The organism is Streptomyces sp. NPDC058052 (assembly GCF_042885515.1).
Classification (GTDB): Bacteria; Actinomycetota; Actinomycetes; order Streptomycetales; family Streptomycetaceae; genus Streptomyces.
In genome coordinates, this window is the sequence record NZ_JBHVRX010000044.1 from 11,604 (window position 1) to 25,377 (window position 13,774).

General features: G+C 75.9%; 4 protein-coding genes. All 4 read right to left on the reverse strand.

What is annotated here, in order from left to right; translation table 11 throughout:
* The coding region (locus ACFVU3_RS36180) for an amino acid adenylation domain-containing protein (protein WP_390073030.1) at nucleotides 1–3,200 on the reverse strand (3,200 nt) is incomplete at its 3' end.
* A complete protein-coding gene (locus ACFVU3_RS36185) occupies nucleotides 3,197–4,774 on the reverse strand; it encodes a class I adenylate-forming enzyme family protein (protein ID WP_390073031.1) in 1,578 nt (525 codons plus the stop codon). The genes ACFVU3_RS36180 and ACFVU3_RS36185, both read right to left, overlap by 4 nt.
* The gene (locus ACFVU3_RS36190) at nucleotides 4,771–10,551 is read right to left on the reverse strand and encodes an amino acid adenylation domain-containing protein (protein ID WP_390073032.1); all 5,781 of its coding nucleotides are present in this window, start codon (nucleotides 10,549–10,551) and stop codon (nucleotides 4,771–4,773) included. Before ACFVU3_RS36190 ends, ACFVU3_RS36185 begins: the two co-directional genes overlap by 4 nt.
* Nucleotides 10,548–13,739 carry an amino acid adenylation domain-containing protein gene (locus ACFVU3_RS36195; protein WP_390073059.1) on the reverse strand — a complete coding sequence of 1,064 codons (3,192 nt, stop codon included), beginning with the start codon at nucleotides 13,737–13,739 and terminating at the stop codon, nucleotides 10,548–10,550. The genes ACFVU3_RS36190 and ACFVU3_RS36195 overlap by 4 nt, the downstream gene beginning before the upstream one ends.
* Between the last annotated feature and the right edge of the window lie 35 nt (nucleotides 13,740–13,774).

Genomic DNA, 13,774 nt, shown 5'->3' on the forward strand with positions numbered 1-13,774 from the left:
AGGTCGAAGAGGTCCTCGTCCGGTGTGAGGTCGTCGAGTTCCAGCACCTCGCGCCAGATGGCCAGCACGGCGGCGCCGATCGGATCGAGCGCCTCCTCGCGCAGGGCACGGACGACGTCGGCGACGTCGCGTGCGGTGGGTGTGTCGAAGAAGACGTCCAGCGGGACGACGGCGCCGAGGCGCTCGTGGATCCGGGCGGCGATGGCCGTGATGATCAGCGAGTGGCCGCCCAGGTCGAAGAGGTCCTCGTCCGGTGTGAGGTCGTCGAGTTCCAGCACCTCGCGCCAGATGGCCAGCACGGCGGCGCCGATCGGATCGAGCGCCTCGTCCGCCGGTGGTGCGGCGACCGGCTCGGGGCGGACGGTCTCCGGCTCCGGCAGGGCGGCGCGGTCCAGCTTGCCGTTGGGCGTCAGCGGGAAGGCGTCGAGGACGACGTACGCCGCCGGGAGCACGGCCGCGGGGAGGGAGCCGGCGAGGAAGGCACGCAGCGCGTCGGCGTGCGGTACGGCGCCGGACGGGACGACGTAGGCGGTCAGGCGGCGGTCGGTCTCCGGGCCGTGCAGGACCGCGGCCGCCTGGGCGACCGCGGGATGCCGGGCCAGCCGGGCCTCGATCTCGCCCAGCTCGATCCGGTGGCCCCGCAGCTTCACCTGGCTGTCCGAGCGGCCGAGGAACTCCAGGGCTCCGCCGGCGCCGCGCCGGACCAGATCGCCGGTGCGGTACATGCGGCTGCCGGGAGGTCCGTACGGGTCGGGCAGGAAGCGGGTGGCGGTGAGGCCCGGCCGCCCCCGGTAGCCGTGCGCGACCCCGGCACCGCCCAGGTACAGCTCGCCGACGACCCCGTAGGGCACCGGCCTGGCGCCGGAGTCGAGCACCTGCACACGGGTGTTGGCGAGCGGGGAGCCGAGGGAGACGGATCCCTCCGGGGTGAGGGCGGGCTCCGCGAGCGTGGACCAGATGGTGGTCTCGGTGGGGCCGTAGACGTTGACCAGCCGCTCGGCCGCGGCGGTCAGCCGGGCGGCGAGCGGCGCGGGCAGCGCCTCGCCGCCGGTGAGCGCGGTGCGGACGGGGAGGGTGCCGTCGAGACCGGCGTCGAGGAGCAGCCGCCAGCCGCTGGGCGTGGCCTGCACGTGGGTGACGCCCTCGCGGCGGATCAGATCGAGCAGCGCGGGCCCGTCGCGGTGGGCGTTCTCGGGGACGAGGACGACGCGTCCGCCGGTCGTCAGGGGCAGCAGCAGCTCGACGGCGGAGATGTCGAACGACAGTGAGGTCAGGCCCAGCCAGCGGTCCTCCGGCCGGGAGCCGAGGCGCTCGGCGAGGCTGCCGAGGACGTTGGCGAGGGCGGAGTGCGGCACCTCGACGCCCTTGGGCAGGCCGGTGGAGCCCGAGGTGTAGAGCACGTAAGCGGGAAGGGACGGATCGGGGAGCGGGAGGGACGGCACGGCGGCGCCGGCCGGCGGGGCGAGGTCCGCCGGGGTGAGGTCGCCGGCGTCCTCCGGGGCGTGGGTGACGCGGAGGGAGAGGGCGGCGTCCGCACGGACGAAGGCGAGCCGCTCCGCCGGGTAGGCGGGGTCGAGCGGCAGGTGGGCGGCCCCGGCGGCCAGCGTGCCGAGGACGGCGACGAGTTGGTCGAGGCCCCGCGGCAGCCCGATGCCCACGAGGGTGCCGGGTCCGGCGCCGTGCCGGGCGAGCGCGGCCGCCGCGTGTGCGACCCGGCGGGCCAGTTCGGCATACGTGACGTGCTCGCCGTCCGCGACGACGGCGACCTCGTCCGGCCGCTTCTCCGCCTGGGCGGCGAGCAGCGCCGGCACGGTGCGCGCGGCCAGATCCGGGCGTGGCGCGGCAGCGGCGAGCTGATCGCGCAGTTCGTCCTCGTCGAGCAGGGGCAGGTCCCCGAGCGGGGTGGTGAGGTCGGCGAGGGCCCCGTCGAGCAGCCGCGTCCAGTGGCCGACGATCCGGCGGACCACGTCGGCGGTCAGGCACCCGGCACGGCCCGCACCGGGGCCGGCCGCGGCGGTGCGGTCCGGGTCCGTGCCGCCCTCCCCGGGCGCGTGCCCGAACGGCGGCGCGGTCCGGTACTGCGCGCTGCCGTGGATCTCGTCGCCGCCGTCCACGAGCTGGAGGTGGAGGAGGTTGCGGACCGCGCCGGGGAAGCCGATCCAGCGCACCCCGGCGGTCACGGCCCCGAAGTCCGGAGCGGGCGCGGCGGGGCGGCGCCGGTAGCTGACCGACAGCGGGGTGAGCGCCGTCCGGGGGGCGAGGCCGCGGACGGTCTGCCCGAGGGGGACGGACCGGTGCGGGTACAGCGCGCGCAGCTCGGCCCGTACCGAGCGCACCCAGTCCTCGAACGGCAGACGGAGCGGATCCCGGCCCTCGACGGTGGCGACGCGCAGCGGGAGTTCGTTGACGGCGAGCCCGATGCCCACCGGCGCGCCCGGCATCCGCAGGGACAGCTCGACCGCCGTCGCGGGGGCGGGATCCCCGTACCGGACGAGGAGCGCGTGCCAGGCGGAGAGGAGGAGTTCGAAGCGGGTGACGCCGAGCTTCCGGGCGGCCTCCGCGAGCGCGGCGCAGCGCCCGGCGTCGAGCCGGAACGGCACCTCGGCGCCGGGCGCGGCCACCAGACCGCCGTCCGCCGGCGGCACGAGACCGGGCAGGACGGGCGTGCCCGGCGCGTACCCGCGTTCCTCCCAGTACACGCGGGCGGCGGCGAGCGCCTCCGGCGCGGGCGCGCCCGCCGGGGCCCCGGCCGTGGGCGGCAGGGGATCGCTTCGATAGGCGGCGGCGAGGTCGGCGACCAGCCGGTCCTTGGACTCCCCGTCGAGGACGAGGTGATGGGCGGTCACCAGGAGGACGTGGCGCTCGGGAGCCGTGCGGAACAGCGTGAAGCGGCACAGAGGGCCGTCCTCGGCGTCGAACGGCGCCGCGCGCTCCCGGGCCAGGACCGCGTCCAGTTCCTCGGGCGCGCAGTCGGCACGGCGCGGGGCCGGGACCTCGCAGGGGTGGACGGAGCCGTCCGGTCCGGGCCGGCTCGTGAGCGCCGGGTGGTGGGCCGTCACCGTCCGGCAGGCGCGGTCGAGGGCCTCGCCGTCGAGCGGGCCGGCGAGGTCGAGCGTGACGGCCAGGTGGTAGGCGCCGCCGGTGTCGAGCGTGCGCTCGGTGAGCCAGATGCCGTGCTGGGCCGGGCTGAGCTGGGTCATGGGGTGGCCTCGCGGGGGTCGTGGGTGAGGATCCGGCGCAGCTCCCGCTTGAGGACCTTGCCGCCCTCGTTGCGGGGGAGCGAGTCGAGGAAGAGGACGGTGGCGGGGAGCTCATGGACGGACAGCAGGTCGAGGAGGAAGCCCCGCAGGGCGGTGGCGTTCAGACCGTCGCGGTCTCCGCCGCTGCCCACCGGGTCCGTGCCGCGGGGGACGACGGCGGCGGCCACGACGCTTCCGAGGACGGGGTGCGGGACGCCGACGGCGGCGGCGTCCACGACGTCCGGGTGGGCGTGCAGGGCGTTCTCGACCTGAAGGGTGGAGACCTTGTGGGCGCCGGACTTGACGACGTCGCGTTCACGGTCGAGGAGGTGCAGGAAGCCGTCGCCGTCGATCCGGCCGAGGTCGCCCATCCGGGTCCAGCCGCCGTGGAACACGCCGTCGTCTCCGTCCCCCAGATAGGCGCGCGGGGCGGCGGGGGAGCGGAGCCACAGCTCGCCGGGCTCGCCGGCCGGCAGCGGGCGGCCCGCGCCGTCGGTGACGCGCAGGTCGGCCAGGGACGCCGGCCGGCCGGGCGACTGGGGTCGGGCCGGGTCGAACAGCAGCGTGACCTGGGCGGGGGCGGCCTCCGTCGACGTGTAGTAGTTGACGATCTGGGCCGGGGCGAAGGCCCGGCTCAGACCGAGCGCCACCTGCTGCGGCAGGGCCGCCGCCGTCGAGCCGACGAGACGGACGGTGCCGAGGCCGCCGGCCTCGGCGGCCGCCGTGAGGGCGGGCGACCCGAGGAGCTCGATCGCCATGGCGGGGACCACGAAGACGCTGCCGGCGCCGTGCTCGGTGATCGCCCGCAGGAAGCGTGCCGGAGTGAACTGCGGTGCGGTGACGCAGGCCGCGTGCGCGTTCAGCGCGTTGACGAGCATCGTCTGGCCCGCGTTGCTGCCGACGGGGAAGGCGTGCAGGAAGGTACGGGAGTGGCGGAGCGGCCGGCGCCGTTCGTCGCGCGTGCAGCCGTGCACCAGGTTCGCGTGCGCGGCCACGACGCCCTTGGGGGCCCCGGTCGTGCCGGAGGTGTACAGGATCTGTGCCGGGGCGTCCGGGTCGGGCTCGGGCAGGCCCGGGTCGGCAGGGTGTCCGGCCGCGTCCGCCTCGGTGAGTCCCCGCACGCCCGGCGGCGTACCCGGCGGCAGTCCGGGGCCCGCGTGGACGAGGAGGCGCGCCCCCGAGTCCGCCAGAGCGTGTCCCAGACCGGCCGGCGACGTCCGGTCGGAGAGTGGTACGGCGACGCCGCCGGCCCGCAGGACGGCGAGGAACGCCACCGCGTACTCCGTCCACCGCTCCGTGCCGAACCACAGTCCGACCCGGTCCCCGTCGGTGAGCCCGGCCGCGCGCAGGGCGGAGGCCAGGGCACCGCTGCGGTCCTGCCAGGCGGCGAAGCCGAGCCGGGCGGGCCCGTTGACGACGGCCGTACGGTCCCCGTGCGCGGCGGCCCGGTGGGCGAGAAGCGCCGGCAGGGTCGCGGGCGGGGCCGGGGGAGGGGCCACGGGGGAGCGGCCGGGCCCGGGACGGCGGCCGGTCACGGGGCACCCGCCTTCGCCCGTCGGCCGGCGGGGACGCGCTCTCCGGCATCGGTCCGCGCGCGGCGGTCCGCGGCGGCCCGGGCCCGCTCCCGCAGGCCCACCAGGTCGTCCGGCTCCGCGTCGGGGACGTCACGGTCGAAGCGGGCCAGCGAGGGGAGCCTGAGCCCGAGGGCGACCAGGCCCGCCATCGCCAGCCCGAACAGCACGTACATCAGGGCGATGCCGCGGCCGGGACCGGTGCCGATGAGCGGCCCGAAGACCGGGGCGAGGGCGCCGCCCGGCTCCATCAGCGGCCCGAAGAACGCGGAGCCGAGCGGGGCGACGACGCCGTGGCCCAGTGGCAGCGTGGACCAGGCGACCAGCGTGTTGAGAGCGAACACCCGCCCGTGGAACCGCTGCGCCACCTTGGTCTGGACGATCGTCGCGTAGATCCCGTTGACGAGGGCGAGGGCGAAGGACATGCCGAAGGCGCCGAGGGCGACCACCCACAGGTTCGCGCGCAGCCCCGTGACGGCGCCGGCCAGGGCCAGGAGCCCGGCGAGGGCGAGCATGCCGCGCAGCCGGTGGCGGCGCGGCCCGCCCCAGAAGCCCATGGCCACACCGCCCAGGAGCGCGCCGGCGCCGCCCGCGACCGCGACCCGGGCCGCTCCGCCGAGGTCGTCGAAGGCGAGGACCAGCGGGGTGGTGAGGAGGAAGAGCGGCGAGAGGAAGACGTTGAGCCCGGCGAACCAGAGGAGCATGGAGCGGAAGCCGCGGTGCCGCCACGCGTGGGCGAAGCCGTTGCGGATCTCCGCGACGAGGGACTCGCGCCGGGTCCAGGGCAGGGTGCGCGGGAAGCGGACCATGAGCAGGACACCGATGGCCACGGCGTAACTGATCACGTCGATGACGAGGATGCCGCGCAGTCCGATCGCCGCCATCAGCGCGACGGCGGCCAGCGGCACGACGAACTGCGCCGTGCCGAAGGCGAGCTGGACGATGCCGTTGGCGTGGCCCAGGTAGCGCTTGGGTACGAGCTGCGGCACGGCCGAGGCGTAGGCGAGCCGCTGGAAGGTCAGGGAGACAGAGAGCACGCCGAGCAGGACGTACACCTCCCACGACCGCAGCTGGCCGGTCAGGAGCAGAACGAGCAGCCCGGCCTGGGTGGCGCCGGCCGCGACGTCGCCCATGAGCATGACCTTGCGCCGGTCCATCCGGTCGACGAGCGCTCCGGCGAGCGGGCCGACGAGGATGCCGGGGAGCATGGCGACGACGGCGTACAGCGCGTACCGGGCCATGGACCCGGTCTCCAGCAGGATCCAGATCGGCAGGGCGAACTCGGTGAGCGCGGAGCCGATGATGGACGCGAGCTGGCCGCCCGCCACCAGCAGGAAACGCCCCATCCCGGGTTGCGGTCCGTCGTCCGGCGCGAGGCCGTGGGCCGGGTCGCCGCCGGTTCCGGCGGGCGGGGCGCTCTCGGGCCCGGGAACGGTGGTGCCAGGGGCGGCTTCCGTGGCGCCGGGCCCGGCGGCCGCCGGTGCGGTGCCGGCGACGACGGGTCCGGTCTCGCCGTGGAACCACCAGGAGTTCTCCGGATCCGCCGCGGGCAGCGCGCCGGTCGTGCCGTCCAGGACGGCACGGTGGACGCTCGTGACGGCCTGCGCGACCTCGGCGGCCCGGTAGGTGATGAAGAAGTGCCCGCCCTCGTCCAGCACGGCCACGGCGGACCGTTCGGCCAGCAGCAGCCACTCCCGGTAACGCTCCTGGTAGAAGTCGGCGGCCGGGTCCCGGTCGCCGACGAGGGAGACGAGCGGTGCGCGCAGCCGGGGCGCGCCGTCGGCCACCTCCGCGATGACCCGGGTGAACCAGTCCTCCGCGGCCCGCGTGTCGCGGCGCATGTTGCCGATGACGAACCGCACCTGCTCCTCGTCCAGCTCGGACGTGTCGACGCCCATGCCGGTCAGCCAGTTGGCGTACGTGCGGTCGCCGACGAGGGGTTCGAGCGAGGCGATCTTCCCGAGGGCGGTGAGGACGCGGCTGCGAGGCTTCGCGAAGGGGTACTGGGCCCCGGCGTACACGCCCTCCAGCTCCCGGCCGGACGCCTCCAGGGACCGCGCGACGGCGACGGCCAGGGCCGTGCCCACGGCGCAGTGCCCGTAGACCACGACGGGGCCCTCCACCCGTTCCCGGACCTCCGACGCGATGCCCTCGGCGAGGTCGTCGAAGGAGAGCCGCTCCTCGGTCACGCCGAGGTCGTGCCCGGGGATGGCGACGGCCCACAGCTCGGTGTCGGCCGGCAGCGCGTCGGCGACGGGCTGGTACACGACGGCGCTGCCGCCCCCGTACGGGACGCAGACGAGGGTGAGCCGCCGCCGCTCGGCGGGGACCGCCCGGGTGAGCCGGTGGAGCAGGGACCGCGGGCCGAGCTCCCGCTCGTCCCGAGCGGCGACGGCGGCGAGTTCGCGGACCGTGCGGTGGGTGAACAGGTCCATCACGCTGATCGGCCGGGCCCCGGCCTCCGTGAGCCGCTTGCGGGCTCTGGCCACGACCTGAGTGGCGAGCAGGGAGTGGCCGCCGAGGTCGAAGAAGCTCTCGTCGGCGCCCACCCGGGGCAGTCCCAGGACGTCCGCCCAGATCTCGGCGAGGACGACCTCGGCCGGCGTCTCCGGCTCGGCGGCACCGGCCGCGCGGTGGACGGTCGGCACCGGCAGGGCCCGCCGGTCCAGCTTGCCGTTGGGCGTGAGCGGCAGCGCGGGAACGACGGTGAACGCGGTCGGCACCTGGTGGTCGGGCAGGCTCCTGCGCAGCGTGGCGCGCAGGGCGGAGGGATCCGGTTCGCCGGCGCCGGCGGTGGCCACGAGGTAGCCGACGAGGCGCTTGTCGCCGGGCCGGTCCTCGCGCAGCACGACGGCGGCTTCGGCGATGCCGGGCAGGGAACGCAGCGCGGCCTCGGTCTCGCCGGGCTCGATCCGCAGGCCGCGGAGCTTGATCTGCTGGTCGATCCTGCCGAGGTGTTCGAGCGTGCCGTCCGGGCGCCGCCGTGCCAGATCCCCGGTGCGGTACAGCCGCGACCCGGGCGGGCCGTAGGGGTCGGGGACGAAGCGGGAGGCGGTCAGGCCCGGGCGCCTGTGGTAGCCGAGGGCGACGGCGGTCCCGCCGATGTGGAGCTCCCCGGGAGCACCCGGCGGCACCGGGCGCAGCCGCTCGTCGAGCACGTACAGCCGCGTGTTGTCGATGGGGAGGCCGATCGGGACGGTCTCCATGGGCCCGGCGCACTCCCAGGCGGAGACGTCCACCGCGGCCTCGGTGGGTCCGTACAGATTGGCCAGGGCCAGGCCGGGAAGCCGCGCGGTCAGCTCCCGGGCGGTGTCGGGAGGCAGCGCCTCCCCGCTGCACACCACGCGCCGCAGGCCGGTGCAGCGCTCCACCCCCTCCTCGGTCAGGAAGGTGGTGAGCATCGCCGGCACGAAGTGGGCGACGGTGACGCCGGCGGAGACGATGAGGTCGCGCAGGTAGCCGCTGTCCTTCTGTCCGCCGGGCTTGGCGAGCACGATCCGGGCGCCGGTGACGAGGGGCCAGAAGAACTCCCAGACCGAGACGTCGAAGCCGGCCGGGGTCTTCTGGAGGACGGCGTCCTCGGGCTCCAGCCGGTAGGCGTCCTGCATCCACTGGAGGCGGTTGGCGATGGCCCGGTGGGTGTTGGGCACGCCCTTGGGGCGGCCGGTCGAGCCGGACGTGTAGATGAGGTACGCGATGTCGTCCGGCCGCGGACCGGCGGGCACGGTGCGGGCTCGCGGCCACTCGGAGGGATCGTCGAGGAGCAGGACGCGGGCGGTGCAGCCGTCGGGGGTGGCGAGCCCGCGCTGGGTGAGCAGCACCGGGGCGTCGCTGTCGGCGAGCAGGAAGGCCAGGCGCTCGGCCGGGTAGTCCGGTTCGAGGGGGGTGTACGCGGCACCGGTGCGCAGCACCCCGAGGAGCCCGGCGACGAGCTCCGGGGAGCGCTCGGCGCTGACGGCGACCAGGTCGCCGGGGCCGACGCCCTCCGAGGCGAGGCGGGCCGCGATCCGCTCGGCCAGGGCGTCCAGGGCGCGGTACGTCAGGGCCGGCCCTTCCTCGACGGCCACCGCCACGGCGTCCGGCGTGCGGGCTGCCTGCTCGGTGAACAGGTCGGTCAGGGTGGTGGCGGGTCGGTCGACCGCGGTGTCGTTGAACCGCTCGGTCTCGAACGTCCGCTCCTCGTCGGTGAGGGTGTCGAGGCCGGAGAGGGGCACGTCGGGTTCGGCGGCCGCGGCGTCGAGCAGCCGGCCGAGGTGGCCGGCGAGGCGGGCGATGTCCTCCTCGGCGAACAGGTCCGTGTTGTAGTTGAAGGAGCCGTACAGGCCGTCCGGCCACTCCTGGAGGAAGAGTTCGAGGTCGAACCGGGTGCCGCTCGCCCGGATGCCGAACGGTTCGACCTCCACAGGCAGTTGGAGGCCGGTGTCGTCGCGTTGGACGGCGTAGTTCTGCACGGCGAGGACGGCCTGGAAGACCGGGGGCCGCGAGACGTCCCGGGGCACGTTCAACTCGCTGACCAGCTGGGCGAAGGGCAGCTCCTGATGGGCGTACGCGTCGAGACACGTCTCACGGGTGCGGCGGACGAGCTCGGAGAAGGAAGGATCGCCGTCGAGACGCGCGGACAGCGCGAGCACGTTGACGAACATGCCCACCAGAGGCTCCAGTTCGGGCTCGGGTCGGCCGGCGACGGGTGAGCCGACCGCGAAGTCACGGCGCCCGCCGTACCGGGACAGCAGGACCTGGAAGGCGGCCAGGAGAACCATGTGGGTGGTGGCGTCGTGCCGGTCGCCGAGGGCGGCCAGCCGGTCGAGGAGAGGCCGGTCCACGGAGAAGGCGTATCCGGCGCCCTCGAAGGACTGCCGGGGTGGCCGGGGCCGCGAGAACGCCAGCTCCAGCGGCTCGACCGCGCCGAGCTCGCGCCCCCAGTGCGCGAGTTCGGCGGCGAGCCGCTCACCGCTCAGGCGCTCGCGCTGCCACAGCGCGAAGTCGCCGTACTGCACCACGAGCTCCGGGAGGGGATCCGGTACGCCGGCCACCCGCGCGGCGTAGCTCCGCAGCACCTCCCCGAGGAGCACCTCGCTCGACCAGCCGTCGCTCACGCTGTGATGGACGAGCAGCAGCAGGACGTGGTCGTCGTCGGCGAGCCGCACCAGCAGCGACCGGAACAGCGGCCCCTGCTCCAGGTCGAAGGGGACCGCGGCGGCCTCGTCCACGATCCGCTCGGCGTCCGCCTCGCCTGCCGCCTCCACCAGGGTGAAGGCGGCCGGCCCCGGCGGGTCGACGACGAGCAGCGGACGCCCGTCCTCGGTCGCCGGGTAGCGGGAGCGCAGCGTCTCGTGGCGGGCGACGCTCGCGTCGAGCGCGGCCCGGAGGGCATCGGTGTCCAGAGCGCCGCGCAGCCGCCGCACGACGGGGATGTTGTACGCGGAGGTCCCGGGCGCGAACTGCTCCATGAACCACAGGCGCTCCTGCGCGAAGGAGAGCGGGACGGGCGTTCCCGGTGTCCGGCGGGGGATGACCGCCCGGGGCTTCGCCCGTGCCGCCAGCCGCCGCCGGAGCAGCTCGCGCTTGGCGTCGGAGAGGGCGGGCGGGGCGGGGTCGGCCGCCGGGGGCGGCCCGGCCGGAGCCGTGGTGCCGGCGGACGGGGCGGGCGCCGGCACGGGGTCGGCGACGCGGGCGGTCGCGGGTCCGGCCCCGGGGTGCGGGGGCGGGGCGGCCGGGGTGGTGGTGTCGGCGGTGCTCATGACGTCGGTCGGCTTCCTTCCAGGGCGTCCTGGGCAGCCAGGAGTTCGACGGCGGCGGCCTCGGACAGGGTGTCGATCTCGGCGGCCAGGGCGGCTTCGACGGCCTCGGCGAAGGCGGCCACCGTGCGATGGGTGAAGAGCGCGCGGAGGGGGACGGCGAGGTCGACAGCGGCGCGTACGCGGGCGACGACCCGGGTGGCGAGCAGGGAGTGCCCGCCCAGGGCGAAGAAGTCGTCGTGCGCGCCGACCGCGTCGACCCCGAGGACCTCCCCCCAGACGTCGGCGACGAGCCGCTCGGCGTCCGTGCGCGGCGGCACGTGTGTGGATCGGGGCGCGGTCCCGGTGCCGGGTGCGGGCAGCGCGGCGCGGTCGAGCTTTCCGTTCGGGGTGAGCGGCAGCGCGTCGAGGAGGACGAAGGCGTGGGGGACCGCGTGCGGCGGCAGCACCGCGGCGAGTCCGCGGCGCAGGGACTCCGTGTCGGGCGCGGGAGAGCCCTGCGGGGGGACGACGTGGGCGACGAGGACGTCCCCGCGCGCGGTCACCGCGGCCCGGGCGACGCCCGGCAGGGCGAGGAGCGCGGCCTCCACCTCCCCGGGCTCCACCCGGTAGCCCCGCACCTTGACCTGGTCGTCGATGCGCCCGAGGAACTCCAGCGCACCGTCTGTCCGCCGCCGCACGAGGTCGCCGGTCCGGTAGCGGCGGGCGCCCGGCGGTCCGTCCGGGTCGGGGACGAAGGCACGGGCGGTCGCGCCGGGCCGGCCCAGGTAGCCGTCGGTGACTCCGGCACCGCCGATGACGAGCTCCCCCGGGGTCCCGGGAGGCACCGGTCCGCCGTGCCGGTCGAGGACCGCGACGGTGGTCGCGCCGATCGGACGCCCGATCGGCGGACGCGCGGCACCGTCCGCGTCGCCGAGGACGGCCGTGGTCGCGATGATCGTCGTCTCGGTGGGGCCGTACGAGTTGATCAGCCGCACCCGGTCGCCGAACCGGGCCCGCCAGGCGGCCACGGCGTGCGGCTGGACCTGGTCGGCGCCCAGGATCAGGAGGCGCAGCCGGTCCGGCCAGGGCGTCTCGTCCAGGTCGGCGACGAGGTGGTGCCAGTAGGGCGTGGGCAGATCGAGCACGGTGACGCCGGCGGCGTAGGGCTCGGCCAGTTCGTCGGGGAGCGTGGCGTCGGGCCGGGCGGTGACGAGGACGGCACCCGCCGCCAGCGCGGGGAACAGCTCCTCGGCGCTGGTGTCGAAGGAGAGCGTCGCGTACTGCAGGACGCGGTCGTCGCCGGTCAGGCCGTACCCCTCGCGCATCCAGGCGACCCGTGCGGCGAGCGCCCGGTGCGGCACGAGCACGCCCTTGGGCGTCCCCGTCGACCCCGAGGTGTAGATGAGGTACGCCGGGTCGTCGGGGCCGGCTTCGGCGGGCGGCTCCGCCGGCGCGCCGGCTGCCGGCTCCGCCGGGTCGGGAAGCAGGGACAGGAGCGGGAGCCCGCCGGGGAGGCCCTCGGGCAGGGTCCCGTCGGGGGTGACGAGCAGCGCGGCGCCGCTGTCGGCGAGCATGAAAGCGATCCGGGAGGCGGGGTACGAGGGGTCGAGCGGGAGGTATCCCGCGCCGAGGCGCCAGGCGGCGAGCATGGCGACGACGGCCCCCGGTCCCCGGGGGAGGCAGAGCGCGACCAGGTCGCCGCGGGTGACGCCGCGCGCGGCCATCCGGGCGGCGAGCGCCCGGGAGGCGCCGGCGAGCGCGCCGCGGGTCAAGCTCTCCTCGGGCCCGACGACGGCGAGGGCCTCGGGCCGCTCCCTCGCCGCCAGATCGACCGCCCGGAGCACGGTCGAGGCCGCCGGCGCGGTGAGGCCGGGGCCGCGGGACCCGTCCGCGAGGAGCCGGAGTTCGTCCGCGTCGAGGAGCGGCAAGAGGTGAACCGGTGTGTCCGGGGCAGCGAGCGCGGCCCGGAGCAGGGTCTCGAAGCGGGACGCGAAAGCGGCGGCGGTACGCGCGTGCAACAGGTCGGTGCGGTAGCCGAAGACGGCGTGGAGATCGGCCCCGTCCGGCCGCACGTCCAGCCCGAGTTCGAACTTGGCCGCGGTGTGCCCGCCGTCCGTCTCCGTGCACGCCAGATCGGCGAAGGCATGCTCGCCGAGTCCGCCGCCTTCGTGGGTGTGGACGGCGAGGAGGGTCTGGAAGACGGGCGTGCGGCCCGCGTCCCGCTCGGTGCCCAGTTCCTCGGCGAGGCGCTCGAAGGGGATGCGCCGGTGGGTGAGCGCCCGCATCCAGTCGGAGCGGGTCCTGCGCAGCGCCGCGGCGAAGGTGGGGGCCCCCGCGAAGTCGGCGCGCAGGACGAGGGCTGAGGAGAAGTAGCCGATCGTCCGCTCGCTGTCGACGGTGTCGCGCGCGGCCGTGGGGACGCCGACGCAGAAGTCGTCCTGGCCGGTGCTCCGGTGGAGCACGCTCGCGTAAGTGGTCGCAAGGATCATGAACGGTGTGACGCGGTGCGCGCGTGCGAAGGCGTCGAGCAACGGTCCGATCCCGCGCATCACCCGGGTGTGGTAAGCGCCGGAACTGCTCGGCGCGGCGGCCCGGGGAAGGTCGAGGGGCAACTCCAACAGGGGCGCGCCGCTGAGGCGTTCACGCCAGTAAGACAGCGCGTCGGCGGCCTCGGGACCTTCCAGCCAGGCCCGTTCGGCGGCGGCGTGCGCACGGTAGGAGGGCACGGAGGGCAGGGCGGGCGCGGAACCCTCCTTGAAAGCCGCGTAGTGGTCCGCGAGTTCGGCCCGGATCAGCCCGAGCGACCAGCCGTCCGCGACGATGTGGTGCAGCACGAGACAGAGCAGGTGCTCGTCGTCGCCGGTGCGAAGCAGCGCTGCCCTCAGGAGGGGACCGGCGGCCAGGTCGAAGCCCGCGTTGGTGAGCGAGGCCAGCGCCTCGGCGGTTTCTCGCGCGGTGCCGCCGCGCAGGTCGCGCCGGTCGAGGGGGACGGGCCCAGGAGCGTCCACGACCGCCGACGGCCGTCCGTCCTCGGCGGGGAACCGGCTGCGCAGCGCATCGTGCCGAGCGACGACACCGTCGAGCGCCCGGGCCAGCGCCCCGGCGTCGAGCGCACCCCTGAGCCGCAGCACGTACGGAATGTTGTACGCCGGATCTCCCGGCTCCAACTGGTCGAGGAACCAGAGTCGTTCCTGTCCCACGGACAGCATCCCGGCGTTCCCGTCGCCGGAACCGGCCGGCTTCT